Here is a 25,826-nt window from a genome sequence, read left to right as displayed (position 1 = left end):
CTGATGGCTGTTGATGCCCTGACCTCTTCGCTGGCTGCCCTGCAGGACGTGCTGGACTGCATGCCGGCGGTCCGCGCGATGCAGATCCGCCTGGATGGCTATGCCGACGGCGTGCTGCGCATCACCGCGCCGCTGGTGGCCAACGTCAACGACAAGGGCAACGCGTTCGGCGGCAGCCTGGCCTCGGTGCTGACCCTGTCCGGCTGGGCGCTGGTCAGCCTGAGGCTGCGCCTGGCCGGCCACGACGCCGAGGTCTACGTGGCCGACAGCAACCTGCGCTACCTGGCGCCGGTCTACGAAGACCTGCATGCCCACGCCGAAGCCACCGCAAGCGGCGCCTGGGACACCTTCCTGGCCACCTTCCGCCAGCGCGGCAAGGCCCGCATCAGCATTGTCGCGACCCAGCCCGGCGCCGATGGCAAGGCCGCGGCCGAATTCAGTGGTCGTTTCGTTGCCTTCGCCAAAGGGTAGGATGGCAGGCTGACGCCCTGCGGAACCCACCGATGCGCCGCCTCATCCAGATCCTCCTGTGTTCCCTGCTGCTGCTCAGCGCCGCTGCCGGTGCTGCCGCCGACGACCTCAGCCGCAAGCAGCGCAAGCTGCTGGAAGAGACCCAGATCGCCTACGGTGCCACCATCCGCTGGGGCAGCATGGACGATGCCATCGGTTACCTGGACCCGCAGCTGCGCAAGTCCAAGCCGCCAACCGAGTTCGAGCTCAACCGCTATGCGCAGCTGCGCGTATCGTCCTACCGCGAGCGCAGCAGCGCATCGCTTGAGGGTGGCCAGGTCGAGCGCCGGGTCGAAATCGGGGTGATCAACCAGAACACCCAGGCCGAGCGCACCGTGGTCGTCACCGAGCGCTGGCGCTGGGATCCGGAAGCCAAGCGCTGGTGGCAAAGCGCGGGCCTGCCGGACCTCTGGCAGGGGCAGTGACGGGGCGCGTCCGGCTTGTGCGACAATCGGCGCCCGCTTAATCGACCCGTGACCTGAGTGAATTACGAAGAGTTGCTGGCCTTCGCAGGCCGAAACCCGATGCTGTCCGCGGCCCTGGTCGGCCTGACCGTGGCCCTCATCGTCACCGAAATCCGCCGCCTGTTCCGGGGCTTCAAGGGCATCAAGCCTGCCGAACTGACCCAGCTGATCAACGCGGGCGGCACGGTGGTGGTGGATCTGTCGCCCAGCGCCGATTTCGAAAAGGGCCACATCGCCGGCAGCCGCAGTGCCCAGGCCAGCGCGTTCGGCCCCGAGCACAAGCTGGTGGCCAATGCCAAGCAGGCCCCGGTGGTACTGGTGTGCCGCAGCGGCAACGCGTCCGAGACCGCCGCCAAGGCGCTGAAGAAGGCCGGCTTCGAGAAGGTCTTCGTGCTCGACGGCGGCATCCCCGCGTGGCAGCAGGCAGAACTGCCGCTGGTCAAGGGCCGCAACTGATCGCAGGCGGTGGCGGAAGTGGCCTTGTTTGCGCCCTCCGCCGCCCCCATCGCAGTAATTCGACCATCGTTTTCATTGCATTCACTGGAGTTACTGGAAATGTCCGAAGAGACCACCAACGGCGCTGTCGCGCCGGTCGATGCCGCCACCGGCCCCGCGTTCACCGTCGAGAAGATCTACGTCAAGGACGTTTCCTTCGAGTCGCCGAATGCTCCGTCGATCTTCAACGACCAGGTGCAGCCGGAACTGCAGCTCAACCTGAACCAGCAGGTCCAGCGTCTGGGCGAGAATGCCTTTGAAGTCGTGCTGGCCGTGACCCTGACCTGCCAGGCCGGCGAGCGCACCGCGTACGTGGCCGAAGTGAAGCAGGCCGGCGTGTTCGGCCTGGTCGGCCTGGACCCGCAGTCGATCGACGTGCTGCTCGGCACCCAGTGCCCGAACATCCTGTTCCCGTACGTGCGCCAGCTGGTCAGCGACCTGATCCAGGCCGGCGGCTTCCCGCCGTTCTTCCTGCAGCCGATCAACTTCGAAGGCCTGTACGCAGAAACCCTGCGCCAGCGCCAGGAGCAGGGCGACGCACCGTCGCTGGCTGACTCCGAGCCGGCCGGCAACGCCTGATCCCGGCCGCGACGTCACGGATGAGCACTACCGCTGACAAGATTGCCGTACTCGGCGCCGGTTCCTGGGGAACCGCGCTGGCTACGCTGCTCGCCCGGCACGGTCGCCAGACCGTGCTGTGGGGGCGCGATGCCGCCGTGGTTGAAGCCATCGACCAGCGCCACGAGAATCCGCGCTACCTGCCGGGCATTCCGTTGCCGGAATCGCTGCGCGCCACCACCGACCTCGCGTCGGCGGTGGAGGGTGCCGCCTGGATCCTGGTGGTAACCCCGTCGCATGCATTCGGTGAAACCGTGCGCGCGCTGGCGCCGCTGCGTCCGGCCGGTGCCGGCGTGGCCTGGGCGACCAAGGGCTTCGAGCCCGGCTCTGGCCGCTTCCTGCATGAAGTGGCGCGCGAAGTGCTGGGTGAGGACGTGCCGCTGGCCGTTGTCACCGGGCCGTCGTTCGCCAAGGAAGTAACCCTGGGTCTGCCGACCGCGATCACCGTGCACGGCGACGTGCCCGAGTTCGCGCAGACGGTGGCCGAGGCGATGCATGGCCCGGCGTTCCGCGCCTACACCGGCGACGACATGGTCGGTGCCGAACTGGGCGGTGCGATGAAGAACGTGCTGGCCGTGGCCACCGGCGTGGCCGATGGCATGCAGCTGGGCCTGAACGCCCGTGCCGGCCTGATCACCCGCGGCCTCAACGAGATGCTGCGCCTGGCCGCAGCGATCGGCGCCAAGCCGGAAACGCTGATGGGCCTGGCGGGCCTGGGCGACCTGGTGCTGACCTGCACCGGCGACCTGTCACGCAACCGTCGCCTGGGCCTGGCCCTGGGCCGCGGGCAGACGCTGCAGGACGCCATCCGCGAAATCGGCCAAGTGGTCGAGTCGGTGCAGACCGCCGACGAAGTGATGCGACAGGCGCGCCGTCATGGCATCGACCTGCCGATCTCCGACCGTGTGCGCGCCGTGCTGCATGGCGAGCAGACCCCGGAAGAAGGATTGCGTGCGCTGTTGGCACGCGAACAGAAACCGGAGTATCCGGACACGCTGTTCAAGTGAATCGAAAAACCCCGGCCCAGCGCCGGGGTTTTTTTGTGCGTGCGCGACACCCATCCACGCATGGCGTGGATCTACTGTGGAACCCGTAGCGCCCATCATCGCGACCGCGGCGGCGCGTTGGTGTTGTCCATGTCCGAAAAGATCATCCACGGCCCACCCGCTTCCCGCTTCAACGTCAGAGTGAACTTCCCGGTATCGCCCACGTTGTTGCCGTAGGTGTAGGCGCCGATGATGTAACCGGTGGTTTCCTCGGCGGCATAGGCCAGCGCGCGAAGCCGCAACGGGCTGCTTCCCTCGCCGGCATACGCTGCCTCGATCGCCGCGCGCCCGCGCACAGGCGGCTGATTGCTCTGCAGAATGAAACCGTCCTCGGCGAACAACCCGGCCAATGCCTTCGCATCACCCGTGCGCCACGCCTGTTCGTAATCGCGCAGCACGCGATCCAGCGCAGCGGGCAGGGCGACATCGGCAAGGCGTGCGGCGGACTCCTGCGCAACAACAGGCCCGGCCATCAACAGGCCACTGAGAACAATCACGGCAAGTCTTGAACGACGCATGCGTCTGCATCCTGGCGGTGATGGAAGGCGTGACTGCCAGAGTATCCGTCTTGGCTGGCGGGTAGAATCACGCGGGCGCCAGCTGGGCGAATGCACACAGGACAGGGAATGACGTCTCGAATGATGGGAATGGCGGCGATGGTCGCGTTGCTGGCCGCGTGCACGCAGACGCCGGCACCCGCACCGGACGCAGGCACAGCTGCCGCGCCCGCCGCTGCCGCTGCAGCGGCAGCGGACGCCCCAGCCGCCACCGCCGCAGTGGTTGAGAACGAGCCGTCCATCGAAGACGGGGTGGACCCTTCGGTGTGGGACAACGAAGGTGAGCCGGAAGGAGAGACCCCCGGCGCGGAGCTCACCTGCAAGGACAATCCGCTGGCCACCTATTTCTTCACCCTGGTCGGCGGCAACATCGTGGACGACTGCGGCCGCAAGGACCCGAAGGTGCTGGCCGCGTTCGACGCCCTGATGAAGAACACTGCGGCGGCCGAATCGCCCGACAAGAGCATCCCCTCCCTGCGCGAACGCCTGCTGAGCGGTCCCAGCGGGCCTGGCGAACTGATGGTGCTGCAGGGCGAGCCGTGGTGGCTCTACACCGCCTGCCAGGCGCACCAGTGCCCGACCACCGCGTTGGCGATGCTGTACTCGCCGACGCAGTCGAAGATGGTCGGCCGCCTTACCGCCCGCTGCAAAGTGTGGTGGCTGGGCGAGCCGAACGCGGAGCAGCGTGCCCTGATCGATCGCGAGCGACCGGTGGACGAAGCGATGCTGAAGGAAGAAGGCGATTCCTGCGAGTGATGGGCGCTAACGCCGGAAGAGGTTCCGGCGTTATTCCTCCGGTCGCATCCGCGTACTGACCTGCGCGGTCAGCGCCAGGCACGCCATCATCAAACCCTCCATCACCCGATCGCCCACGTATTCGTCGTCCGGGCCGTTCTGGCGGACGCGCTCGGCCGCCAGCAGCATTTCCAGCGCTACGCGCAGGCCCGCCAGTGCGCAGTCCGCGTCGGCCAGTGCCATGCGACGGCCCGGCATCTGATGACGCTCCGGCCAGGGTTGGCCATCGGCGGCTGTACCTTTTCCAATCCGCGTCAGGGTGGCAATGAAAGCCGTGGGGTCGAGCGCAGGCGTTTGTTCCGGTGCCCCATCGTCCGCAGCGCGATAGGGGTGGGGACGGGGGAATTCCGGCGTGGTCATGGCTGAGGCTCCGTGCAGGACAGACGGTAGCCGCCACACAAAGGTGGCGGGCGGAGACGTGGCTCGAAAACCGGGACAATGAACCGGCAGGCACAGGGCCTCCACGCTCCGCCCGCCGTAGCCGGCAGACGGATTGCCGACCGGCGCCACGCGAGGTGACGCCGGCCGGCAAGCGTAATCACTTCATTGTCGATACGGGTTTTCGAGGCCCGGCCACCCCAGATGAGGTGGCTCGTCATCTGTACCTGTGCCGACGCGTAGCGCCAATCAGAAGAGTTGCATTCAACGCTTGATGCAAGACGCTTTCGGCATTCTTGCATGCTGTTAAGCCGCCCCAGACGCCGATGGCGCAAGGGCCCTGAGCGATAGAGGAATATGCGACACGGGTCGTGGTTGCCGGCGTAGTGTGCTGTTACCTCAGCGAGGCAATGACGACAGAGCTCCGCGATTGGGCGCTACAACGTGGTTCTAGTCGAGCTCTATGAGAAAGCGCGTGGCCATGGCAGATGGCACGACAGACGCCCCGACCCGCTTCAGTTCAACCAGTCCATAGCCTTCCATCATCCGAAGGGTACGAGAAAGGCTCGGAACCTTGCGCCCGCATTGCTCAGACAGCTGGGTGAGGGACCTGGGTTGAAGTTCGCGCAGCAGTCGCAACAGCCGGCGGTTCTCATCGCTCAATACTGCGGCCAGGGAAGACAGGGTCGAGAAGGCTATCGCCCCATCCGTTACCTGCGGTGGGGCCGATCTGTCCCTTCGTTCTCCACCGATGACACAACGTCGGAAGGTACTTTGGATTGGCGAACGGTGCGTGTCGGAATCTGTCATCGGTGCGGGTTTGCATTGGGACCGATAGATCATGTCTGGACAAGGACGAGTTGGATTGAACAAACGGCGCATGCTTGGCTCATCGGCCGTGCTACGGTGCAGGCTCGACAGCAGGCTGGCCGGTGCAACTTGATGCGCGTGCTTGAACTTTTCCTGGTCTGTATCCTGGCGTGCTTCAGCGAGGACGCGCTGTCGTCGAATGACGCGCCGTTAGCTGAGACGCAGAAAGCCAGCAACCTGAGCGACACAAGCAGCGGGCAGGGGCCGTTCACGCACCCCATCAACCGGCAGGCGGATGCGCTGCTGGTTGCGATGGAAAACGACGGCAAGCGCTTGCAATACGGTCTTTACCGCGAACGCGGTGCCAGCAGCGCACGCAATATCGTTCCGGATTTTTCCCGCGCAGGTTATCGGGGGGGCGGTGTCAGTCTGCCCGACCGAGCGAGCATTCCTGTGATCGAAATTCTCGAGCCAAACACCAGTGGTGACGACTACCCGCGCATCCAGGCCGCAATCGACGCGGTCGCCGCACGGTCCAGTGACCACCGCGGCCTGCGTGGTGCAGTCCTGCTGCGGCGCGGCCGCTATACGCTGAGTCAGACGCTGGTCATTCGATCCAGCGGCGTGGTGCTACGCGGCGAAGGTCGCGGTGCCGACGGCACAGTGATCCGCTCTGAGGTCCGCGAGCAGCAGGGCAGAATCATTGATCTGGGCGAGAAGGAATCGGCGGCGCCGCGCGCAGCCCGCGACGCGCGCCGAACCGCGATCACCATGGACTACGTGCCCGTGGGGGCAATGCGGATCACTGTGAGGTCCGCAGCGGGCTATCGCATTGGTGACACTGTGGCCATCGTCAGGGAGCCCAATGCCCGATGGCTCGGCCCCGAAGGCATCGATACCGCCCGCTACCACTGGACTCCCAGTGATTACGCGGTGTACAGCGAACGGGTTGTTACCGCGGTGAAACATGACACGCTGACCCTCGATGCCCCGATCATGGATGCCATCGAGACGCGCTTCGGTGGCGGCAGCATCTATCGCACGAACCCCAGCCGCATCTCCGAGGTTGGCCTCGAAGATCTGCGCGTTGAGGGCAATCCTGAAACCAGTACGGTCAACGGCACCGCTGACACCGGCCCGTTCACTGCCATCCGTCTCGGCGCGATTCGCGATTCGTGGGTACGCAATGTCACCGTGCGCTACGTGTCGCATGGGTTCGTTACCCGAAGCGGCGCCTACTTCAATACCCTCCAGGATATTGCCTATCTCGACCCGCGCTACGGCGAAACCCAAGGCGCGCGCCGCTATGTATTCCTGTATGAGGGAAACTCCGCCTTCAACCTCATCCAGCGCTGCTACAACCAAGGTGGTAGACATACTTTCGTCATCGGCGCGCGGGTACCTGGCCCCAACGTATTCCTGGACTGCCTCGCTGTAGGCGACAGCAACGACAGTGGTCCGCATCACCGCTGGTCCACCGGCACCCTGTACGACAACACCAAGGGTTACATGCTGCGGGCACAGAACCGGCGGTATAGCGGAACGGGGCACGGTTGGGCGGGCGCACAGCAAATGTTCTGGAACACCGAGCACGACATCTACGTCGTGCAGGCGCCGCCGTTTGCGATGAACTGGAGTGTGGGACAGGTCGGTTCCATCGCCGCAGGCAAGTTCCCGCCAGAGGAGCCGGGCGGCATCGTGCAATCGAAGGGGCAGGTCGTTACGCCACGCAGCCTGTATCTGCAGCAGTTGCGTGATCGCTTGGGCGAACAGGCGGTGGTCAACGTCACCACTGAAGAGCAGCGCGACGGACGCATCTGGGACAGCCTGTCAGCTGGTGGGGGGGAATAGCGCTCGTTTCAAAGAGAGGCCCCTGAGGTAAATGTCCAGTACCGTCCAGAACTTGTCGTTTACCCCAGGCAGAGGCCTCATCGGCCCGCCACGGCTTAGCCTGAAAAGGCGGCAATCGCCCTCGCATCAGCCTTCGCCCGGGTTCCATGGGATGATGCGCTGCCCACCGGACGAACGACCATGCAGAAGCTGACGGACCCCCATCTGCTGGACGACATCGCCGAGATTGGTCGAATCCAGGCCGTGCCGCGCATCCTGGAGACCGTAGCCCACATCACGGGCTCACGCTTCACGGCCATTGCCCGCGTGACCCAGACCACCTGGACCGCCTGCGCCACGTTCGACACCCTGGGGTTTGGGCTTGTTCCCGGTGGCCAACTGGTGCTCGAGACAACCATCTGCGATGAGATCAGGCGGTCGGCGACGTCGGTGGTATTTGCGCATGCGAGCAAGCACCCGGTTTACTCCACGCATCACACGCCGCGGATCTACGGGCTTGAGAGTTATGCGTCCGTTCCCATCCATCGGCCGGACGGAAGCTTCTTCGGCACACTCTGCGCGATTGATTCGGCACCGGCCAGCTTCGACGTGGCCCACGTGCAGAGATCGATGGAGCTGCTGGCCGATCTGGTAGGAAGCTACCTCGACAAGGAAGATCGTCTCGTGCGGGCGGAAACTGCGCTCTCCGACGCGCACCGCGTCGCCGACCTGCGCGACCAGTTCATTGCAGTGCTGGGTCATGACCTGCGCAGTCCTCTGCAGGCAATCAGCATGGCCGCAGACTCGCTGGCATGTGAGCTGAACGCTGAGCGTCAGCAACGAATGCTCGCGCACATCGCCTCAGGCGTTGCCAGAATGGATGGACTGATCAACGACGTGCTTGATTTCGCCAGGGGGCGTCTGGGCGGCGGTATTCCCATCGCGCTGCAGCTGACCAGCACGCTGGAAGAAGACCTGAAAAAGGTTGTGGAAGAGGTGGCCATCGCCACCGGCCGCCAGGACATCGAGGTCTGCATGCAGATGGAAGGCGGCGTGGTCTGTGACCGGAGCAGATTGGCACAGCTCCTGGCCAACCTGCTCACCAATGCAGCCGTACATGGAGAGCGCTCGTCGCCAATTACGCTGACCGTCAACGCCACGCCCGAAATGCTTACGCTCGAAGTACACAACGACGGACACATTCCATCAGAGAGGATGGACGCCATATTCAGTCCGTTCTCTCGCGAGAAGAGTGAGCAGCCACGGCCCGGTCTCGGCCTCGGCATCTACATTGCGTCGGAGATTGCGCGCGCTCATGGCGGCACGCTGGAGGTGGAGTCCAGTGCGGCCACCGGCACCTTGTTCACGTTCAAGATGCCCCGGTTGCAGCTTGCGTAGAGAAGCACGTCTCGCTGCGGTCTGCCGCTACCACTTCCTCAGCCTTCATCGCCCTTCATTTGCGGGCGTGTCGCGCGTCTTTCTCATCGTCGCCCTTCGCAGCCGCGCGACTCTGCGCGAACGCCGGGAACGTTTCTTCGATCGAGTCCTTGTCCGGCAGCACGTAGAACACGCCGCCCTTCTCGAACGTGGAATGCACGATCTGCTCATAGAACGCAGGCGAGACGTTGATACAGCCGTGGGTGACACGGTTGTCGTCCGGCGTGGCGGATGCAAGTCGTTCGCTGCGCTTCTCTTTAGGGGTGCCCGGGGGGAGCGGGTGCATCGACACGGCGGAATCGTAGTCCACCCACAGCACGCGTCCGGCGTCCTCGGACGGCCCATAGCCGCCAATGAAGCGGCCAGCCGGGGTGGTGCGGTCGTGGCCTGGAATCGCGCTCAGCGCGAGCTTGGCGACGCCGGGTGCCGAGTGATCGCCGATGGCCGAACCAAACAATGCCGGCGCCGCGCCACGCAACTTGCCGTCACCGCCGAAGACCAGGACCTGTGCAGCGGCCTTGTCCATGATCGCGAACGGATAGCCCTGGTTGTCCTTGCTGGCGACGACCCAGCCGGCCAGTGCAATCACGGTCTCGGATACTTCCTGGCCCTGCGGAAGTTCATCGGCGGCGTTGGCCGTTTCCGCGGCAGGTGCTTCTTTTGCTTCCTTGCCATTCTTGGCACTGGCCACGCTGGTGCCTGCCAATGCCAGCGCGATGGTCAGCGCGGCCGACACGGCCCGGCGTGCAGGGAATGAGTACGTACGAATGGGACGGCTCCTTCGGATGAAGACCGAGAGGCTGAAAGACACCAGTGGCCGGCGAAGGCCACTGGTGTCTGGTTCAAGCGTTCATCAAAGTGGGTGGGAGAGCGGTTACCCGCGCGGCTTACGGCCCGGGACCCTTTCGAGCTGCTGGACGCGGCCTTCAATCTGATCCAGACGCTGGTTGGCCTGCTGTGCGGACTGGTTGGCGGATTCGGCGCTCTGCGCCGCGCCCTGCACCTTCACGTCGAGCTGGTCGAGACGTGAGTTGATCGAAGCGAATTCGTCTTTGTAGGTGGCGCAAGCACCGAGGCTTACGGTAGCAACGATGGCTACGGTGACGGCACGTGCCGCGTTGATTTGCTGCTTGGTCAGGAACATTCCACTCCCTCCTTCGTCTGGGGAGTCTGGAATATAGCGGCGTTTGTTCCCGGCGCTGCGAAGTGCTTTCAGCTGCAGTTGGAAGACGTGGACGGGCTGTGAAGGTGCGGCAATTGGCAAACCTTAACAAGCGGGAACAAGCGAGCTGTGCTGCATCGGTCGATGCCCTTGCGCCGCTTCGATACAGCCAATTCATCAGGATGAAGCGGGCTCACGCTGCCCTAATGAATGGGCGCAGATGAGCGTCGCGCAACATCGACGCCCGCACCTCACTGCTACACGTGCAGTTCTCATGGTCGATCACATGCACGAAGCGGTGATGCACGTCGGTCTGTTCCAGTGGGCTACTACATGACGCGTAGAGAGTTCCCTGAACAGGAACCTCATTCATGTACCGGTCAGTTCAATATTCAGGGTCGATTTCATCAACAAACGGATAATTCACACCTGTCGAACGCCCCTTATCCCTCCCCTCCCGAGGGGCGTTCGACGAAACCAAAATAATTAAAGGTGTATCCCGATGATCAAGAATTCGCTGCTTGCCCTGGGTCTGTTGGCCGCGCTGCCGTTCGCCGCATCGGCTGCCGATGGTCTGTCGTACAACTACGTTGAAGGCGGCTATGTGAACACCGATGCCAAGGGCGGCGACGCCGATGGCTGGGGCGTGAAGGGCTCGGTTGCCGTGCACCCGAACTTCCATGTCTTCGGTGATTACAGCAAGCAGGAAACCGACACCTTCAAGAACGATGTCGCCCAGTGGCGCATCGGTGCCGGCTACAACTACGGCATCGCACCGAACACCGATCTGGTGGCTCGTGTTGCGTACCAGAAGTTTGATATGAAGCACGGCCTGGACTTCAACGGCTACTCCACTGAAGTGGGCGTGCGCACCGCGTTCAACCCGTACCTGGAAGGCTATGCGCTGGCCGGTTACGAGGATTACAGCAAGAAGCACGGTATCAACCCGGACGGCGAGTTCTACGGCCGCGTCGGCGCCACCGCCAAGTTCAACCAGAACTGGGGCCTGAGTGGCGAAGTGAAGCTGGCCAAGGCCGGCGACCGCGAGTGGTTCGTGGGCCCGCGCTTCAGCTGGTAACAAACGCCTGTCGTTAGTGCGTGTAACTGGCGTGTGACCTCTCTCCCATACGCCAGTGAAGCCCGGCCTCGTGCCGGGCTTCTCTTTTTCCGGTTTCGCTTTGCCACAATGGGGCATGGGTGAACCTTCCTCTCTCGCTGGCACCGGCACGGCCTACCAGGAACACCTGGCGCCTGCGCCGCTGCGTGGCCAGTTCGGCCAGCTCTGGCAGAGCCAGTTGTCGGCCGACGCCAGTGGCAGCATCACCGTGCTGCCGGATGGCTGCGTGGATATCCTCTGGCGTGATGGCGCGTTGTTCGTGGTGGGGCCGGACCGGACCGCCGCACACCCGCAACTGGCGCCCGGTGCGCAGGTGCTGGGCGCGCGCTTCCGGCCCGGGCAGGCATCGGCCACGCTTGGCATCGACTTGTCCGACATCGTCGGCCAAGCCGTGCCGCTGATTGAATTCAATGCCCGATGGGCAACACAGGCGGCGGCATCGGTCGGTCATGCCGCGCCCGAGCAGCGCCTGCAACGCCTGGCCGATTGCCTGCAACAGAACATGACCGCGGCCGTGGTGGACGAACACACGAAACGTGCGCATGCGCTGTTCGCGCACGCAGCCAAGGGCGACGTCAGCATCGATGCACTCGCCGCCCACCTGGCGATGAGCCCGCGCACCCTGCGCCGCTTCAGCCAGGCGCAGTTCGGTTACGGTGCAAAGTCGCTGGAGCGGATCCTACGCCTGCAGCGGTTCCTGCGCTGCAGCCAGGCACAGCCCGCGCACAGTCTGGCGATGCTGGCCGCCGAGGCGGGCTATGCCGACCAGGCGCACCTCAGCCGCGAGTCCCGCGAGCTGTCCGGCCTGACGGCCAGTGCGCTGCGCCAGGAGTGGGGGCGTTGATGGCCGTTTCGTTCAAGACGCCGGCTCAACCCTGATCGATGCTGTGCGCTCCAACCACGGAGCCGCACCATGAGCCACGCAGACACCACCGCTGCCGAACGCCGCATCGACAACATCGAATTCAACGTCGCCGACATCGCCCGCAGCAAACAGTTCTATGGGCAGGTCTTCGGCTGGTCTTTCACCGATTACGGCGCGGCGTATACCGAGTTCGATGATGGTCGTCTCAAAGGGGGGTTCGTCGCTGACGAGGCGGTGACAGCCACGGGAGGTGCGCTGGTGATTGTCTACTGTTCGGATCTGGCCGATGCACAGCAGCGCATCCTCGCCGCCGGCGGTGAGATCGTGCAGGACGTGTTCGCTTTCCCCGGTGGCCGTCGCTTTCACTTCCGCGATCTGGACGGTTACGTGCTGGCGGTATGGAGCGACCGGGACTAAGCCTCGGCAAGCGCCGTGCTATCGGACCGGCTTGCCATACATCTCTGAAAGCGTGCCCTTGTACTGCGCCAGTGGCTGCAGCCCCATGGCCTCGCGGCGTGCATCCAGGCCTTCCATGTCTTCGGTGGGGCGGAGTTCCATCGCGCCATCATCGGCCTGTTTGAACTGGCTGCCATAGCGCTGCGGCTTGCCCTGCGCCAGCAGCACGCGATCAGTCAGCAGTGCGAGATCGGCGGGATCAGCTTCACCGGCTTTGGCGGCCTTCTCGATCAACGGCAACATGTCGGCCTGGAACACGGGATCGTGATCGGCGTGCTGGACCAGCAGCCACGCGGCTTTGGCGCCATCATGTCCGGCCAGGGTATACGTCGGCCACCCCTTGTCGGCTACCACCGACTTCAGCCAATCGGCGTTGGCCTTGATCACTGGAGCTGCCGCTTTGAATGCCTCGCCACCGCCAGCGTCGACAGCCCCATGCTGTGCCGCCTGGTCGCGCTCGGCGCGCTCCAGCAGTTCCCTGCGCAGGGGCGCGTCCAGCAATGCGAGGCGCTGCTGCTCGGCGGCCAGCAAGCGTTTGCGCATGTCCGGCCACGCCGGGTCGTTGCGCAGCGCATTCAAGCCTGGCCGGTCCTTGTGCAGCAGGTCATCGGCCGAGAGCCTGCCGCTGGGAAGCAGCGTGGTTACATGGTCCATCGCTTTTCCCAGGTCGCCGGCCGCTGCCGTGCATTCAACCAGCAGCAGTTCGCCACCCTCGGGAAAATGGCCTGCACGTTGCAGCAGGTCATCCAGAAAGTGTGCACAGCCGCTGAAGTCATCGGCACCATAGCGCTCAAGTGCGTCGAAGAAAGACCCTTCGTTTGCGGCGTGCACCTGCAGCGGGGCGGCCAGCAGCAACGCCAGCGCTGCAGCAACGGGCACATGCTTCCATTGCATAGGTGAGTGGACCATCAACTGCTTCCTCCGTGAAGGCGTGGATGGCGAGCCTCCGCAGGCCGCACATCCGCAGGCTAGCAGTGTCATGGCCAGGCCTCAAATGATCGACGAGCAGCACGCTGCAAGTGGGCGCGCGCTGCCTCTACAATCGGCCAATGGAAACGCACATCGATGCCTACGTGACGCAGGCCGACGGCAACCGCATCAACGTGATGCTGCTGAATGACCGCTCGCGTTCCGCGCTGCAGGCGCTGGGCTTCACCGCTGATGAGAGAGATACCCTCACCCTGCCGGTCGCCGACGACGCAGCCAAGGCCACTGCCTTCATCCGTCTGCGTGACCTCGGCGTTGCCTTCTCGGCGGGCAGGGAGTGGTGCCCGGCCGACGTGTTCGAACACTTTCGCGATGGCGGCTTGCTGCAGGGCGCCTACCTCCGGGTTGCGTGGCGCACGCCGCAACAGTTCACCGTGACCACGGCGTAGTCGCACAGCATGGACGTGATCGAGATCGCCGGGGCGCATCTGCTGCGCGATGCTGCGGATGGCTGGCAGCTGCTGGACGCTGTTGTCTCCCAGGACGGCATCCGGCTGGTCTGCATCCATGCTGTCGGGCAGAGCTTCCGCGTCGAGCGTTTCCTGCGCGGACACATGATGCCGCAATGGCAGGGAGAGTGGTGGCTGCAGCAGCCGGAGCATTCGATCACCGACACTGAACAGCAGGCGCATGCGCTTGCCGGCGAATGGCTCACGCTCGCCGCGAACTGAGAACCGCTCCGTCGCCCGCAAGGCCGTTCCGCTATGATCGCCCGCACATCGCCCCATGCGATGTGCCCGCCTCAAGCCAGCAGGAACTGCCGTGAACGCCCAGCCCGCCCCCATCACCGCCCTCAACCACACGCTCGACAACGAGCCGCAGCAGATCACCGCGCCGCTGACCCATTCGGCCGCGTTCCTGGTGCTGACGGTGAAGGACGACGACGCGTCGCTGGCGAAAGTACGCGAGGTGCTGGCCAGCACCGATGACCTGATCAAGAACACCGCCATCCGCGAGATCGAGCGCACCTTCACCTGCAACGTGGCCATCGGCCACCGCGTGTGGGCGCCGCTGGTGGGCAGCACGCCGCCGCGCGAGTTGAAGCCGTTCCAGGAAGTGAAGGGGGCGACCCACACGGCAGTCTCCACGCCGGGCGACCTGCTGTACCACATCCGTGCGCGCACGATGGATCTTATCGTGGCGTTCGAGAAGAACCTGCTGCTGGCCTTCGGTGATGCCGTGGAAGCGGTGGATGACGTGGCCGGTTTCCGCTACTTCGATGGCCGCGACCTGCTCGATTTCGTCGACGGCACCGCCAATCCGGAGGGGCTGTCGCTGCCGGAGGCGACCATCGTCGGCGACGAGGATCCCGAGCATGCCGGTGGCAGCTACGTGGTGGTGCAGAAGTACCTGCACAACCTCGATGCCTGGCGTGCGCAGAAGACCGAAGCGCAGGAAGCGATCATCGGCCGCACCAAGCACGACAACATGGAGCTGGACGACGCGCCGGCCGACGCGCAGAAGTCGCACAAGACGCTGTGCACCATCGAGGATGCCGACGGCGAGCACGAGATCCTGCGCGACAACATGCCGTTCGCCAATCCGGGGCGCGGCGAGTACGGCACCTATTTCATCGGCTACACGCGTCGGCTGTGGGTGATCGAGCAGATGCTGGAACGGATGTTCATCGGCAATCCCGCGCCGCTGCACGACCGCATCCTCGATTTCTCCACCGCGACCACCGGCGTCACCTTCTTCGCCCCCTCGCGCAAGGTGCTGGCCGACCTGGGCGACTGATCACGCCGGGTGGGGCAGCCAGGTAGATCCACGCCATGCGTGGATGGATCAACCGGTTGCCCAGAACAGCCACGCGTGGCGTGGCTCTACTGCGGCGTCCGCCATCTGCCTGTCATCTACAGCGCCGACCATGATGCGTTGGACGGCAGTGGAGGCGTGGGTGATGGTTTCTGCAGGCAACAGGCGCAGCACGCGCCGTGGCTGGCGCCCGTTGGCATGGTTGCTGGGCCTGCTGGCGCTGGGCAGCGCCAGCGTGTCCGCACAGGACGCGCCTGCGCATTGGATGGCCTATGCCGCCTCCGTCAGCGGCGAACTGCAGCAGCGCCTGCAGCAGGAACAGGATCCACGCGCCCAGCGCCTGCTGGCCTGGCTGCAGGAGCATCCCGATACGCCGGCGCCGTTGGTGGTGAGCGTGTGGATCGCCCGCGATGGCGCGATCTCCAAACTGGAATTCGACAGCCTGGGTGATGTCCAGGTGGATGCCGACCTGCGCGCGACGCTGCAGGCCACGGCGTTGCCGGCGGCGCCGCCGAAGGACATGCGCCAACCGCTGCGCTTGGGGCTGCTGCTGCAACCCAGGTAGAGCCGCGCCATGCGTGGCTGCGTTTGGTAGATGCCGACCTTGGTCGGCACGTGAGCGCCAACCAAGGTTGGCGACTACCCGTAGATCCACGCCATGCGTGGATGAGCCTGATGGATGCCGACCTGGGTCGGCGGGAGCGCGCCAACCAAGGTTGGCGTCTACCGGTGCCCGCCAGCCACGCATGGCGTGGCTCTACCGCGTTGCCAACTGCGGTTCCCGCGCGGCTGCACGCCACGCCCGCAGCCCGAACAGCGCCAGGCCCAGGAAGAACACGTACAACGCAGCGGTCACGTGCAGTGACTTGAACAGGTACGCGCCCACGTAGACCACGTCCACCACGATCCACACCCACCAGCAGGCAGCGTGTCGGCGTGCCTGCCACCACTGTCCGACGAGGCTCAACGCGGTCAGCATCGCGTCCAGCCACGGCAGCGCCGCGTCGGTGAAGGTGTGCATGCCGGCGCCAAGCGCGACGCCGCCACACAGGCCGATGGCGAGGTCGCGAAGCAGCGTGCCGCGCGCCAGCGGCACGATGCGGATGCTGCCTTCATCGGCCGCGTGCTGGCGCCAGTTGATCCAGCCGTAGACCAGGAAGCCACCGAAGGCGACCTGCAGCAGCGTGTCCGAGTACAGCTTGGCCTCGGCGAACACCGCGCCGTACAGCGCGACCGACAGCAGGCCGACCGGCCACGCGGCAAGCCGCCGCTTCGCCATCAGCCACACCCCGAGGATGCTGAAGAGGGCCGCAGTCCACTCGAGCGCCACGCCGCTCACAGCGCGAACGTCACCGACAGGCGAGCCTGTCGCGGCGCACCGGGGAACAGGTAGTAGTCACCGCCGCTGCTGCCGGTGTCGCGCCAGTAGAAGCGGTTGAACAGGTTGTCCACCGACAGGTTCCAGGTCACGGCACGCTCGTGCAGGCGGTGCTGAAAGCGCAGGCCGGCGTCGAACACCGAGTAGTCCGGTGCGCGCACACCGCCGTCGGCGCGGGCGACGTTGGCGGCGGCATAGCGCCAGCCACCGGTCACATCCAGGCCCTCGGCGAACGGCAGCGCGTAGGCCAGGTGCACGCTGGCGCGCATCTTCGGCACGTTCACCAGCTGATGGCCTTCATAGGCCGGGGTGCCGGTGTCGCGGGCGCGCGCCTGCAGCACGCTGGCGCTGGCGACGATCTGCAGCGCGTCGGTCAGCTGGCCGTTGGCGGTCAGTTCCAGCCCGGTATGGGTCTGCTGGCCTTCTTCGACGAAGGTGTAGCCGGCATCGCTGCCGTCCGGCTTTGCGTACTGGTAGGGCTGGGTGGTGCGGAACACCGCGGCACCCAGGGTGAGGGCGTCCACCGGCACGTACTTCACACCCACTTCCAGCTGCCGCGACTGCATCGACGGCAGGAAGGTATCGGCGTTGGAGGTCCAGAACGGTGCTTCCTGGCCCAGCGAAATGCCGCGCACGTAGCTGGCGTAGGCGTTGAGCTGGTCGGTGGCCTTCCACACCAGCGCGGTCTGCGGCAGGAAGCGCGACAGGCGGCTGTGGCGCTGCGGCGTGCCGCGCTTGTCATAGGCGCGCTCGTCCAGGCGCACGAAGCGGCCGCCGGCCAGCCACTGCCAGTCATCGCCAAAGCTCATCCGGTCCAGCGCGAAGAACGCGGTCTGGCGGCTGTCCAGGCGTCGTGCCGATGCACCCGGCATCTTCGGTGAGGGCTCGAACACCGGCACCTGCGCATCGTGGATGTTGCTGGTGCCGACGTACTCGTTGACGCTCGGGCGCTTGTCGACGGTGCGGCGGAAGTAATCGGCGCCGATGCTCAGCTGGTGGCCGACGCTGCCAGTCTCGAAGCTGCCGCGCAGTTCGGCACGCGCCTGCTGGTTGCGGCGGGTATCGTCCGGGCTGCGGTAGTCGTAGATGTCGTAGTCGCCGTTGGGGGCGAAATAGTTGCCCGGCACGCTGCCGTCCGCGCACCCTGCGGTGTAGTAGCAGCCGTAGGCGAAGGCGACGTTGTCATCGATCACCGAGCGGCTGTGGCCGATCGACAGCCGCGACTGCCAGGCGTCGTTGAAGTCGTAGGTGTGCAGGGCGGTGATGTTGGTGCTGGCGATGTCCACCGGCCGCTGCCACGGCTGGTAGCCGAGCAGGCGCTCGCGGTCGACGCCACGCGGCAGGTCGCGCGCGCCCAGCAGCTGGAAGCCGGACACCGAGCGCTGCGAGCTGGTCTGGTAGTTGGCATCCACTTCCAGCTTGCCGTGTTCGCCGATCAGCCAGTCGGTGGCCAGCGAATAGAAGTTGCGGCGGCCGTCGGCATGCTCGACGTAGGAATCGCTGGCATCCCAAGCGGCATTGAAGCGGACACCGAAGCGCGGGGTCAGCCAGTGGCCGACATCCACGGCGGCATAGCGCGAGCCTTCCGAATCCGTGCCCAGAGTGACCGTGCGCACTTCCGCCGGGCGCTTGCCCACGTAGTTGATGATGCCGCCGGGCGCCATCACGCCAGCCGCGAGGCCGGCTTCGCCCTTCAGGATCTGCACTTCCTGGATGTTCTCCAGCGCCAGGCGCTGTTCGCCGGCGATGGACATGCCGTTGAAGCGGTAGCCGGTGGCCGCGTCCAGCGCGAAGCCACGGATGGCGATGTTCTGGTAGTAGCCCACCGGCGCATAGGCATCGCCCAGCGAGGCATCGTTGCTGGCCAGCTCGGACAGCGAACGCACCTGGCGACGGTCGAGGTAGTCGCGCTCCAGTACGTTCACCGAGGCGGGGGTGTCCTTCCAGGAGCCGCCACCGAATGCGTTGACGCGCGAGGTGTCGGTGGCCGGCTTGCCGGCCTGCACGCGCACCGCAGCCAGATCGGTGGGCGAGGACGGCGGAGCATCAAGGGCGTCGGTGCCTGCCTCGCTGGCGTACAGCGGCAGGGCAGCGCACAGGGCAAGGGCGAGCAGGGTGGGGCGCAGGCAGCGGTTCATTCGATTCGTCTTCAGACAACAAGGGAGACGAAGCGACGGCGCGCAGGTGCACCGGCCCATGACGGGGGTGTGGCTGCGGCTCAAAGCTCCCTACGCCGGTGCAAACCGGATCAGGTTCCAAGGGACTCTCTCAGCCTGGCAGATCCAGGCACCCCCGCTTCAGGTGACCATTTCACTACAAATGGTACGGATTTGCGAGCTACCGCCCTTCAGCCGGGGTCAGCTCCCTTTCCAGCGGAAACGGATCTGACCCCCGGCCGAGCGCATCATCGACGCATGGCGTCGATCTACCGGGTACCCAGCGTGTCGGGTGGCTCGCGGCTTACGCGGCGGCGTGCAGGGCCGCCAGCAGGGCCTGGCCGGGGGCCGTGGCGAACCAGGCCGGATGCCCGAGCATGAACGGCTGCCAGGCGACGTCGGCATTCGCGGTGGAGCCGGTGACGCCCTCGAAGTACTCCACTTCGGACAGAGCGAAGTCGAAATGGACCATTGGCAGCAGGTCGGCCAGCAGGTGCACGCGCGTGGGCGACAGCGGCAGTTGCTGCCGGTAGCCCTCCAGCAGGGCCAGGGCGATATCGATGCGTACCGCGTCGTCGCCACGCTCCAGTTGCAGCCAGGCCACTGCGTTGCGTTCGATCGCGGTGGCCAGATCGAACAGCGCGCTGGTCGGCGAGGCCAGGCCGAAATCGAGCACCGTGGCAATCGTGCCGTCGTCGTTCCACAGCAGGTTGGAGACGTGCCAGTCGTTGTGCGCCCACAGCCGTGGTTCGTCCTGCAGGCGCGCGGCCAGGCCGTGGTGCCAGGGCAGCACGTCGCGGTGCAGCTGTTCCTCCCAGGCAATGCGCGCCAGGTAGCGGGCCAACCCGGGGCGGTTGCCGAGGTCGGCCTTCAGCGCGGCGATCGGGTCATCGGCGCGGATCAGGTCGTCGCGTGCAACCAGCAGATGGGTACTGCGTTGCGGGGCGTGGTAGCCGGCTGCGGCGCGGTGCAGCGTGGCCAGCATGCGCCCGGCCTCGCGGGCCTGGGCGACATCGGTCAGCGGCGACCACGACGGCAGCTCGCGATACAGGTCCTTGCCAGCGCCCACCGCATGCAGTTCGTAGGTCCACTGGCCGTGTTCGAGTGCGGTGCGGCCGTCGTTGCTGGCCAGCACCTGCACCACCGGCATGCCGGCAGTCGCCAGATGTGCGATGAAACGGTGTTCTTCCTCCAGGCTTCCCGCGCTGCGCACACTGTGGTGGTGGCGCTTGATGAAGACCGGACCGTGCGTGCCGTCGACGATGGCCGCGGCCGACAACGGACGCGGGCTGTGCCAGCGCAGCGTGCTGTCCGCGCCCAGCTGCGGAAAGTGGCCACGCAGCCAGGTGATCTCCTGCGCGTCGATCGCCGGCCAGTCGGCGGCGACCTCGTCGTTGTTGAGGCCCTGCACGCGATGGGGGGAAGAAGTCATGCCACGGCCGCTGCTGAGTAAAGGAACATCCAAGGCTGCGCATTCAACGCCATGGGCGCCACAGACGCAAACGGGCGGGTCATCGACCCGCCCGTCAGGGACATCATGTGCGGCCTGCGGCCGGCGCGCTTACCAGCCGCGATGGCGGCCGCGGTCGTGGTAGTAACGGTTGTCATGGCGCTCGCGCTGCCAGCGACGGTCATCGCGGCGGTCGTAGCCATAACCGCGGTTGTAGCCACGGTCATAACGGCGGTCGTAGCCACGGTCATAGCGGCGGTCATAGCGCCCGTCGTAGCGGCGATCATGGCGGTCGGAGGTGGTCAGGTTGCCGATGGCGCCGCCGGCAACCGCGCCGCCGACGGTGGCGGCCGGGTCGCCGTTGGAGATCAGGTGACCCGCCACGCCGCCGACGACGGCACCGACCACGGTGCGCTTGTCCTTCCTCGACATCGCGCTGGCATCACTGACCACGGCCACGCCTGCAAGAAGTGCCAGGGCCATCGCCAGACCACGGAAGCTGAGTGCGGAAGTGCTGAGCATGTTGGGTTCTCCTGTGAGGTGCATGCCACGGTGGGCAGGGAGGGCGCTGGGCGCCCCGGCTACCGTAGGGACCACGCTGGTGCCCGGACATTGCCGGAACATTGCGCGCGATCCCCGTGCGGCTTGCGCATTCATCTAGCGTCAGGTGGCATGAAGCGAGGCTGAAAGCGCTGCGGCCGCTCAGCTGCCAGAAAGGAAAAGGGTCAAGGCCCGGCATGCTCCAGCGGCGTTGGCAGAGGGGCGGCAGGCGGCCATGGAGCTCAGATCCTGCCGTCGCGCAGGTAGTCGAACAGTTCCGCGTCACCCTTCAGCCCCAGCTTGAGCATGGCATCGCCCTTCTGACGGCTGATGGTGCTGACGCTCTTGTGCAGCTGCAGCGAGATTTCCTTCACCGTCATGCCGGTGCCGAGCAGGCGCAGCACCTCCACTTCGCGCGGCGACAACGGCTTGCCATCGCCCTCGCGCATGCGCCAGCTGCCGGCTTCCTCCACCCGCTCGCGCAGGCTGCGGCTGATGTAGGACTGGCCGCGATAGACCGCCTGGATCGCCTGCGGCAGTTCATCCATCGACGAACTCTTGTCGACCAGGCCGAGCACGCCGCTGTCGAGCACCATGCGCAGGATCGCCAGGTTGTTGGAGACACTGAGCATGAGCACCGGCAGGTCGGGATGGCGGCGACGGATCATGCCGATCATGGCGAAGCCATCGGCCTGGGGGCTGCCGGGCATCGAATAGTCGGTGACCAGCAGGTCGCAGGGCTGGGTGGTCAGCAGGGTCATCAGCGCCTGGGCGTTGTCGGCCTCGCCAACGACTCTGCCAACGCCGCTGGACTCGATGACAGCGCGGGTACCGATACGGACCACGGGGTGATCGTCTGCGATGATGATGCGCAAGGTCATGCTCTAGTATGGCCACCGGCACGCCGGACCGCGACTATCGCGGTCCTTGGCAGGACTTCCAGGAGATCGTTGCAGATGCGCAGCTGGGCGGCTCGTGGACTGATCCTGTTGACGACCCTGCTGGCTCTGCCGGCGTTGGCCCAGTCCGCGCCCGCCCCGGGACCGTTGCCGCTCAGTCCCCTGCAGCGCGAATACCTGGCCGCACATCCTGTTGTCGTTGTTGGACAGTATGACAGTGGATGGCCTCCTTTTGAGTCGATCCAGGACGGGAAGCAGGTGGGCCTCGGCCCGGACTACCTGACGCTTTCGGCCCGTCAGCTTGGACTGAAGGTGGAGACGCGCCGCTTTGCGGACTGGCCCTCGGTACTGGACGCGGCATGTCGCGGCGAGATCGACGTGGTAATGAACATCGCGCTCAGCGCAGAGCGTACCCGTTGCATGGTCTACACCGCCGCCTATGCCGAAGCACCGCTGGCCATGGTCGGGCGTCCCCAGGACCTGCGTGCTTCGGAGGCCCCCGATCTGGATGGCCTGCGCGTTGTGGTCGAGCAGGACTTCATGACCGGGCCGCAGGTGCGTGCGCGATTCCCAAGGGCACGACAACTTGTCGCAGACAACACGCTGACCGCCTTGAATATGGTCAGAGACGACAAAGCCGACATTTTCATCGGTAATGCCTACGTGGCAACGGAACTGATCGCCGCCGCCAGGTTGAAGGGTGTGGTGTTGCTGCGGCCCAGCGATCTGCCCCCCGAGCAGTTGCATTTCGGTGTGCCCAACAGCAAGCAACCGTTGTCCGAAGCACTGGATCTGGCGCTTGCAGCCGTCAGCGAAGCACAGCGCGACACCCTCGCGCAGCGCTGGCTGCCACCGCCGCAGTGGTCGGCGTCGGCGCAGCTGGCGCTGAGCCAGGCCGAGAAACGCGTGCTGCAGCAGCCGTTGAAGATCGGCTTTGCGCCCAACGCCGCGCCGCTGTCGTTCGCCGACAGGAATGGCAAGCCCAGTGGCCTGACCAATGAATATCTGCAGCGCCTGCTGCAGGCCGGCGCCAACCTGCAGGTTGAAAACAGCCATGACTGGTACGAGGTGCGCGAGAAGGCGCGTCGCGGGGAACTGCAGGCGGTGATCGGCATTCCTGCCGATTCGCGCTATCTGGGCCCGGAATGGGTGTTCAGCCAGCCCTTCATCACCGTGCCCAATGTGATCGTCACCCGCACCGACAGTCCGTCGATGCTGGGCTTGTCGGACCTGGACGGCAAACGCGTGCTGCTGTCCGATCCGGAGCGCGTCCGTGGCTATGTGCAGCAGCAGGCGCCGTCGGTGAAGATCGTCGCCGCGCGCAGTGCCGAGCAGGCCCTGCAACGTCTTGCTGATGGCGAGGCCGATGCCTACGTGGGCAACCTGGCGCTGGTCGACCAGCTGCTGCGCAACCGATTTCCGGGGCGCCTGCAACTGGCAGCGCCCGCCGGGTTCAACGACCAGCTGGCGTTGGCGGTGGAGCGCCGCCATGCGGCCTTGGCCACCACCTTCGACCGCCTGCTGCTGCAGATGGGGCCACGCCAGCGCGAGGCCCTGCGCGGCGATTGGCTGGCGGTGGAATACCGCGATGGGGTGGACTGGCGCACCCTCCTGCGCTGGGGTCTTCCGCTGCTGCTGGTGCTGGCCACTGCGGTGGCGGTGCATGGGCTGGGCCATTGGCGGTTGCGCCGCGAAGTGGCCGGCCGCCGTGAGCTGGAGCAGCGTCTGGCCGAGGTGACCGACAACCTGCCTGCCATCGTCTACCAGGCCCGCCGCGAAGCGGACGGTACCTTGAGCTTCCCCTTCATTGCCGGCGATGTGCAGTCGATGTTCGGCATCAGCCGGCAGCAGGCGGAAGCGGATGGGCAGGCGCTGCTGGCCTGCATCGATGCCGATGACCGCGAAAAGGTGTTGCGCGCGATGGAACTGGCCGCGCGCAATTTCGCACCGCTTTCCTTCGAGTTCCGCATCCATCGCGACGGAAGCGCGCCCTGCTGGGTGCGCAGCCAGGCCCATCCGTATTCCACCGAAGCAGGCGCGGTGACCTGGAGTGGCTACTGGGTGGACGTGAGCCAGGCGCGCGCGCAGGCCGACGCGCTGGCGGCGGCGATGGTTGAAGCCGAACAGGCAGCGGCAGCAAAGTCGCGCTTCCTGGCCACCATGAGCCATGAAATCCGCACGCCGATGAGTGGTGTGCTGGGCATGCTGGAAGTGCTGGCGCATTCGCCGTTGGACACCGAACAGCAACGTATCCTCGGCGTGATCGAAGACTCCGCGCAGATGCTGCGGCAGATCCTGGACGACATCCTCGACTATTCGCGGATGGAAGCGGGCGCGCTGCGGCTGGAGCCGGTACCGCTACCGGTGCGGCCACTGCTGGAGGGGGTGCATCGATTGTTGTTGCCGCAGGCCACGGCGCGCGGCCTGGACCTGCAGCTGCACATCGACGAACAGCTGGCCCAGGCCCATGAAGTGGATGGCGTGCGTTTTCGACAGATCGTGTTCAACCTGGTCAGCAATGCCATCAAGTTCACCGTGAAGGGCTCGGTGCGGCTGCAGCTGGAGGTGCTGGGACCCACTGAGGAGGATGGCAGCCAGCCGCTGCGCCTGAGCGTGACCGATACCGGCATCGGCATTGCGCCGGAGCAGTTGCCGACCCTGTTCGAACCCTTCACCCAGGCCGGTGCGTACATCCAGCGCGACCATGGGGGCGCCGGGCTGGGCCTGAGCATCTGCCGGCGCCTGGTGCAGAAGATGGATGGCGAGCTGAAGCTGGAAAGCACGCTGGGCGAAGGGACGCGGGTGGATGTGCTGCTGTCGCTGGTGGAGGCGCGCCGCGAGGATGTGATGGCGCTGCAGGCCGAGCATCAGCAGATCGCGCTGCTGTCTCCAGGTCTGCGCCAGGCACGGGTGATGGTCATTGAAGACCACCCCACCAACCAGGCCATGATGGCCTGGCGCCTGCAGCAGCTGGGCGTACCGCATGTGCTGGTCGATGACGGGCAGCAGGCCCTGGACCGGCTGGCGGAGGAGTCGGAATCCTTCGATCTGGTCATCACCGATTGCCGCATGCCGGTGCTGGATGGATTCGGCTTCACCCGCCTGCTGCGCGAACGTGAGGGGCGCAATGGTCAGCCGCGGATGCCGGTGCTGGCGCTGACCGCCAGCGTGCTTGACGACGACGCACGCCGCTGCCGCGAAGCCGGCATGGATGACGTGCTGGCCAAGCCGTTGTCATTGGCGACGCTGCGACAGGCGCTGCTGCGCTGGCTGCCGCGCGCCGACGGTGTGGAGGATGACCAGACCGCAGTGGACAGCGACGATGAGTCCGATGGTGATGAGGAACTCCCCGATCTGGCGACCATGCAACGGCGCTTCGGTTCGCGCGAGATCGCCCGGCAGCTGCACGACAGCCTGATCAAGGCCAGCAACGAGGACATCGCGGCCCTGCAACGCGCGCTGCAGGAAGACGACCGGGTGACGGCCGCGCTGCATCTGCATCGGCAGCCCGGCGCGCTGGGCGCGGTGGGTGCACGGGGCCTGGCTGATCGCGCGAACGCGCTGGTGGAACGGTTGCAGGCCGCAGGCGATGCAGAGATCGCAGCGGCGATTGCTGATGCCGGACAGTTCGTGGCGCATCTGCAGCACCTGCTGCAGCGCCTGGCTCACTGAGCCGCGTGCTCCTGCAGGTAGGCGATCACCAGCGCGCGACGCTCCGCGCTCGGGAAGGCGTTGTACATGCGGGTGCCGGGCACGAGATGGGTGGGTGACTGCAGGAACGTATCCAGCGTCTGCGCGCTCCACACGACGTCGGCGCGGCGCATGGCCTGCGAGTATCCGTAGTCGGGCAGGCTGCCCGCACGGCGGCCGATCACCCCATGCAGGTTGGGTCCGTAGCGGTGGATGCCACCTGCCTTGACGGTGTGGCAGCCGGCACACAGTTCGAACGCTTGCTGCATCGCCTGTTGGCGTGCCTGTTCGGGCGTGCTGGGCGCAGCCGGTTGGCGCTGGCACGCGCTGGCGGCCAGGGTCATGGCAACAACAAGAAGCAGATGAAAGGCGCGCATGGCGGGCAGGATAACGGTCGCACGCAACGTGGAGCTGCGACCGGCGGTCGCAGC

General features: G+C 65.8%; 28 protein-coding genes and 1 riboswitch. Of the genes, 16 read left to right on the top strand and 12 right to left on the bottom strand.

The genetic code is table 11. The annotated features are described in order from the left end of the window. Positions 1–3: 3 nt before the first annotated feature. From GIW57_RS05610 to GIW57_RS05590, 5 genes are all read left to right on the top strand, one after another. On the top strand, positions 4–471 hold the full coding sequence (locus GIW57_RS05610) for a YiiD C-terminal domain-containing protein (RefSeq protein ID WP_100462718.1): 468 nt from the start codon (positions 4–6) through the stop codon (positions 469–471). A gap of 32 nt (positions 472–503) precedes the next feature. Further along, entirely contained in the window at positions 504–935 is a 432-nt protein-coding gene (locus tag GIW57_RS05605; RefSeq protein ID WP_236509398.1) for a hypothetical protein, read from the top strand. A 57-nt stretch (positions 936–992) separates the two neighbouring features. Next, positions 993–1,430 (top strand): rhodanese-like domain-containing protein, encoded by a 438-nt coding sequence (locus GIW57_RS05600; RefSeq protein ID WP_025875933.1) that lies wholly within the window; start codon positions 993–995, stop codon positions 1,428–1,430. 99 nt (positions 1,431–1,529) lie between these two features. After that, entirely contained in the window at positions 1,530–2,048 is a 519-nt protein-coding gene (gene secB / locus GIW57_RS05595; RefSeq protein ID WP_025875931.1) for a protein-export chaperone SecB, read from the top strand. A gap of 20 nt (positions 2,049–2,068) precedes the next feature. Then, positions 2,069–3,094: an NAD(P)H-dependent glycerol-3-phosphate dehydrogenase gene (locus tag GIW57_RS05590; RefSeq protein WP_025875929.1), complete on the top strand. Its 1,026-nt coding sequence runs from the start codon at positions 2,069–2,071 to the stop codon at positions 3,092–3,094. Positions 3,095–3,189: 95 nt separating this feature from the next. Here the strand turns inward: GIW57_RS05590 and GIW57_RS05585 are convergent, their stop codons facing one another. Then, positions 3,190–3,651, bottom strand: coding sequence for a nuclear transport factor 2 family protein (locus GIW57_RS05585; protein ID WP_236509397.1), 462 nt, complete (start codon positions 3,649–3,651; stop codon positions 3,190–3,192). A 108-nt stretch (positions 3,652–3,759) separates the two neighbouring features. Here GIW57_RS05585 and GIW57_RS05580 point away from each other — a divergent pair, with 108 nt between their 5' ends. After that, positions 3,760–4,446, top strand: coding sequence for an inhibitor of vertebrate lysozyme family protein (locus GIW57_RS05580; RefSeq protein WP_236509396.1), 687 nt, complete (start codon positions 3,760–3,762; stop codon positions 4,444–4,446). Positions 4,447–4,476: 30 nt separating this feature from the next. Here the strand turns inward: GIW57_RS05580 and GIW57_RS05575 are convergent, their stop codons facing one another. Both GIW57_RS05575 and GIW57_RS23675 read right to left on the bottom strand, forming a co-directional pair. After that, positions 4,477–4,845, bottom strand: coding sequence for a hypothetical protein (locus GIW57_RS05575; protein ID WP_236509395.1), 369 nt, complete (start codon positions 4,843–4,845; stop codon positions 4,477–4,479). 468 nt (positions 4,846–5,313) lie between these two features. Continuing rightward, positions 5,314–5,673, bottom strand: a complete 360-nt coding sequence (locus GIW57_RS23675; protein WP_268927235.1) for a helix-turn-helix domain-containing protein — start codon at positions 5,671–5,673, stop codon at positions 5,314–5,316. A gap of 132 nt (positions 5,674–5,805) precedes the next feature. Here GIW57_RS23675 and GIW57_RS05570 point away from each other — a divergent pair, with 132 nt between their 5' ends. Next, the gene (locus GIW57_RS05570; RefSeq protein ID WP_236509394.1) at positions 5,806–7,524 is read left to right on the top strand and encodes a hypothetical protein; all 1,719 of its coding nucleotides are present in this window, start codon (positions 5,806–5,808) and stop codon (positions 7,522–7,524) included. A 180-nt stretch (positions 7,525–7,704) separates the two neighbouring features. Next, positions 7,705–8,901: an ATP-binding protein gene (locus GIW57_RS05565; RefSeq protein ID WP_236509393.1), complete on the top strand. Its 1,197-nt coding sequence runs from the start codon at positions 7,705–7,707 to the stop codon at positions 8,899–8,901. Between the two features lie 55 nt (positions 8,902–8,956). On the opposite strand, the gene GIW57_RS05560 is transcribed toward GIW57_RS05565, so the two are convergent. Both GIW57_RS05560 and GIW57_RS05555 read right to left on the bottom strand, forming a co-directional pair. Further along, positions 8,957–9,658, bottom strand: coding sequence for a hypothetical protein (locus GIW57_RS05560; RefSeq protein WP_236509446.1), 702 nt, complete (start codon positions 9,656–9,658; stop codon positions 8,957–8,959). Between the two features lie 156 nt (positions 9,659–9,814). Next, positions 9,815–10,084, bottom strand: a complete 270-nt coding sequence (locus GIW57_RS05555) for a hypothetical protein (protein WP_089241667.1) — start codon at positions 10,082–10,084, stop codon at positions 9,815–9,817. Between the two features lie 523 nt (positions 10,085–10,607). On the opposite strand from GIW57_RS05555, the gene GIW57_RS05550 reads away from it, so the two are divergent. The 3 genes from GIW57_RS05550 to GIW57_RS05540 all read left to right on the top strand — a co-directional run bounded on the left by GIW57_RS05550 (position 10,608) and on the right by GIW57_RS05540 (position 12,501). After that, complete coding sequence (locus tag GIW57_RS05550; RefSeq protein WP_176022450.1) at positions 10,608–11,180, top strand: Ax21 family protein; 573 nt, start codon at positions 10,608–10,610, stop codon at positions 11,178–11,180. Between the two features lie 115 nt (positions 11,181–11,295). Then, entirely contained in the window at positions 11,296–12,063 is a 768-nt protein-coding gene (locus GIW57_RS05545) for a DUF6597 domain-containing transcriptional factor (protein WP_236509392.1), read from the top strand. A 69-nt stretch (positions 12,064–12,132) separates the two neighbouring features. Continuing rightward, positions 12,133–12,501, top strand: a complete 369-nt coding sequence (locus GIW57_RS05540) for a VOC family protein (RefSeq protein ID WP_236509391.1) — start codon at positions 12,133–12,135, stop codon at positions 12,499–12,501. An 18-nt stretch (positions 12,502–12,519) separates the two neighbouring features. On the opposite strand, the gene GIW57_RS05535 is transcribed toward GIW57_RS05540, so the two are convergent. After that, positions 12,520–13,449 (bottom strand): DUF6624 domain-containing protein, encoded by a 930-nt coding sequence (locus GIW57_RS05535; RefSeq protein ID WP_236509390.1) that lies wholly within the window; start codon positions 13,447–13,449, stop codon positions 12,520–12,522. Positions 13,450–13,589: 140 nt separating this feature from the next. On the opposite strand from GIW57_RS05535, the gene GIW57_RS05530 reads away from it, so the two are divergent. The 4 genes from GIW57_RS05530 to GIW57_RS05515 all read left to right on the top strand — a co-directional run bounded on the left by GIW57_RS05530 (position 13,590) and on the right by GIW57_RS05515 (position 15,847). After that, positions 13,590–13,916: a hypothetical protein gene (locus GIW57_RS05530; protein ID WP_236509389.1), complete on the top strand. Its 327-nt coding sequence runs from the start codon at positions 13,590–13,592 to the stop codon at positions 13,914–13,916. 9 nt (positions 13,917–13,925) lie between these two features. Continuing rightward, positions 13,926–14,198, top strand: coding sequence for a hypothetical protein (locus GIW57_RS05525; protein ID WP_100461845.1), 273 nt, complete (start codon positions 13,926–13,928; stop codon positions 14,196–14,198). A 91-nt stretch (positions 14,199–14,289) separates the two neighbouring features. Beyond that, positions 14,290–15,264 carry a Dyp-type peroxidase gene (locus GIW57_RS05520; protein ID WP_236509388.1) on the top strand — a complete coding sequence of 325 codons (975 nt, stop codon included), beginning with the start codon at positions 14,290–14,292 and terminating at the stop codon, positions 15,262–15,264. A 163-nt stretch (positions 15,265–15,427) separates the two neighbouring features. Then, entirely contained in the window at positions 15,428–15,847 is a 420-nt protein-coding gene (locus GIW57_RS05515) for a TonB C-terminal domain-containing protein (protein WP_236509444.1), read from the top strand. Between the two features lie 192 nt (positions 15,848–16,039). On the opposite strand, the gene pnuC is transcribed toward GIW57_RS05515, so the two are convergent. The 5 genes from pnuC to GIW57_RS05490 all read right to left on the bottom strand — a co-directional run bounded on the left by pnuC (position 16,040) and on the right by GIW57_RS05490 (position 21,687). Beyond that, positions 16,040–16,621 carry a nicotinamide riboside transporter PnuC gene (gene pnuC, locus GIW57_RS05510; RefSeq protein WP_089241607.1) on the bottom strand — a complete coding sequence of 194 codons (582 nt, stop codon included), beginning with the start codon at positions 16,619–16,621 and terminating at the stop codon, positions 16,040–16,042. After that, positions 16,618–18,798 (bottom strand): TonB-dependent siderophore receptor, encoded by a 2,181-nt coding sequence (locus tag GIW57_RS05505; RefSeq protein WP_236509387.1) that lies wholly within the window; start codon positions 18,796–18,798, stop codon positions 16,618–16,620. Before GIW57_RS05505 ends, pnuC begins: the two co-directional genes overlap by 4 nt. A gap of 70 nt (positions 18,799–18,868) precedes the next feature. After that, positions 18,869–18,964: riboswitch (TPP riboswitch) on the bottom strand. A 156-nt stretch (positions 18,965–19,120) separates the two neighbouring features. Beyond that, the gene (locus tag GIW57_RS05500; protein ID WP_236509386.1) at positions 19,121–20,248 is read right to left on the bottom strand and encodes a phosphotransferase; all 1,128 of its coding nucleotides are present in this window, start codon (positions 20,246–20,248) and stop codon (positions 19,121–19,123) included. A gap of 129 nt (positions 20,249–20,377) precedes the next feature. Beyond that, positions 20,378–20,788 (bottom strand): glycine zipper 2TM domain-containing protein, encoded by a 411-nt coding sequence (locus GIW57_RS05495; RefSeq protein ID WP_059063181.1) that lies wholly within the window; start codon positions 20,786–20,788, stop codon positions 20,378–20,380. A 260-nt stretch (positions 20,789–21,048) separates the two neighbouring features. Further along, complete coding sequence (locus GIW57_RS05490; RefSeq protein ID WP_025875871.1) at positions 21,049–21,687, bottom strand: response regulator transcription factor; 639 nt, start codon at positions 21,685–21,687, stop codon at positions 21,049–21,051. Positions 21,688–21,762: 75 nt separating this feature from the next. Between GIW57_RS05490 and GIW57_RS05485 the strand changes: the two genes are divergently transcribed. Next, on the top strand, positions 21,763–25,377 hold the full coding sequence (locus GIW57_RS05485; protein ID WP_236509385.1) for a transporter substrate-binding domain-containing protein: 3,615 nt from the start codon (positions 21,763–21,765) through the stop codon (positions 25,375–25,377). Here the strand turns inward: GIW57_RS05485 and GIW57_RS05480 are convergent. Beyond that, positions 25,371–25,772: a c-type cytochrome gene (locus tag GIW57_RS05480; RefSeq protein ID WP_108267385.1), complete on the bottom strand. Its 402-nt coding sequence runs from the start codon at positions 25,770–25,772 to the stop codon at positions 25,371–25,373. The two genes, GIW57_RS05485 and GIW57_RS05480, sit on opposite strands and share 7 nt — an antisense overlap. Between the last annotated feature and the right edge of the window lie 54 nt (positions 25,773–25,826).

Source organism: Stenotrophomonas sp. PA-6-5C, assembly GCF_021605635.1.
Classification (GTDB): domain Bacteria; phylum Pseudomonadota; class Gammaproteobacteria; order Xanthomonadales; family Xanthomonadaceae; genus Stenotrophomonas; species Stenotrophomonas lactitubi.
The sequence above is the reverse complement of the archived record's forward strand: the minus strand, read 5'-3'. Positions and strand labels throughout refer to the sequence as shown.

Excerpts from the sequence above, each read along its gene's own strand:
- GIW57_RS05480 (WP_108267385.1), bottom strand. The coding sequence starts at position 25,772 with ATGCGCGCCTTTCATCTGCTTCTTGTTGTTGCCATGACCCTGGCCGCC.
- GIW57_RS05500 (WP_236509386.1), bottom strand. The coding sequence starts at position 20,248 with ATGACTTCTTCCCCCCATCGCGTGCAGGGCCTCAACAACGACGAGGTC.
- GIW57_RS05535 (WP_236509390.1), bottom strand. The coding sequence starts at position 13,449 with ATGGTCCACTCACCTATGCAATGGAAGCATGTGCCCGTTGCTGCAGCG.
- secB (WP_025875931.1), top strand. The coding sequence starts at position 1,530 with ATGTCCGAAGAGACCACCAACGGCGCTGTCGCGCCGGTCGATGCCGCC.
- GIW57_RS23675 (WP_268927235.1), bottom strand. The coding sequence starts at position 5,673 with ATGACAGATTCCGACACGCACCGTTCGCCAATCCAAAGTACCTTCCGA.
- GIW57_RS05530 (WP_236509389.1), top strand. The coding sequence starts at position 13,590 with ATGGAAACGCACATCGATGCCTACGTGACGCAGGCCGACGGCAACCGC.
- GIW57_RS05515 (WP_236509444.1), top strand. The coding sequence starts at position 15,428 with ATGGTTTCTGCAGGCAACAGGCGCAGCACGCGCCGTGGCTGGCGCCCG.
- GIW57_RS05610 (WP_100462718.1), top strand. The coding sequence starts at position 4 with ATGGCTGTTGATGCCCTGACCTCTTCGCTGGCTGCCCTGCAGGACGTG.
- GIW57_RS05590 (WP_025875929.1), top strand. The coding sequence starts at position 2,069 with ATGAGCACTACCGCTGACAAGATTGCCGTACTCGGCGCCGGTTCCTGG.
- GIW57_RS05485 (WP_236509385.1), top strand. The coding sequence starts at position 21,763 with ATGCGCAGCTGGGCGGCTCGTGGACTGATCCTGTTGACGACCCTGCTG.
- GIW57_RS05545 (WP_236509392.1), top strand. The coding sequence starts at position 11,296 with ATGGGTGAACCTTCCTCTCTCGCTGGCACCGGCACGGCCTACCAGGAA.
- GIW57_RS05585 (WP_236509397.1), bottom strand. The coding sequence starts at position 3,651 with ATGCGTCGTTCAAGACTTGCCGTGATTGTTCTCAGTGGCCTGTTGATG.
- GIW57_RS05575 (WP_236509395.1), bottom strand. The coding sequence starts at position 4,845 with ATGACCACGCCGGAATTCCCCCGTCCCCACCCCTATCGCGCTGCGGAC.
- GIW57_RS05580 (WP_236509396.1), top strand. The coding sequence starts at position 3,760 with ATGACGTCTCGAATGATGGGAATGGCGGCGATGGTCGCGTTGCTGGCC.
- GIW57_RS05525 (WP_100461845.1), top strand. The coding sequence starts at position 13,926 with ATGGACGTGATCGAGATCGCCGGGGCGCATCTGCTGCGCGATGCTGCG.
- GIW57_RS05570 (WP_236509394.1), top strand. The coding sequence starts at position 5,806 with ATGCGCGTGCTTGAACTTTTCCTGGTCTGTATCCTGGCGTGCTTCAGC.
- GIW57_RS05540 (WP_236509391.1), top strand. The coding sequence starts at position 12,133 with ATGAGCCACGCAGACACCACCGCTGCCGAACGCCGCATCGACAACATC.
- GIW57_RS05555 (WP_089241667.1), bottom strand. The coding sequence starts at position 10,084 with ATGTTCCTGACCAAGCAGCAAATCAACGCGGCACGTGCCGTCACCGTA.
- GIW57_RS05495 (WP_059063181.1), bottom strand. The coding sequence starts at position 20,788 with ATGCTCAGCACTTCCGCACTCAGCTTCCGTGGTCTGGCGATGGCCCTG.
- GIW57_RS05490 (WP_025875871.1), bottom strand. The coding sequence starts at position 21,687 with ATGACCTTGCGCATCATCATCGCAGACGATCACCCCGTGGTCCGTATC.
- GIW57_RS05565 (WP_236509393.1), top strand. The coding sequence starts at position 7,705 with ATGCAGAAGCTGACGGACCCCCATCTGCTGGACGACATCGCCGAGATT.
- GIW57_RS05505 (WP_236509387.1), bottom strand. The coding sequence starts at position 18,798 with ATGAACCGCTGCCTGCGCCCCACCCTGCTCGCCCTTGCCCTGTGCGCT.
- GIW57_RS05605 (WP_236509398.1), top strand. The coding sequence starts at position 504 with ATGCGCCGCCTCATCCAGATCCTCCTGTGTTCCCTGCTGCTGCTCAGC.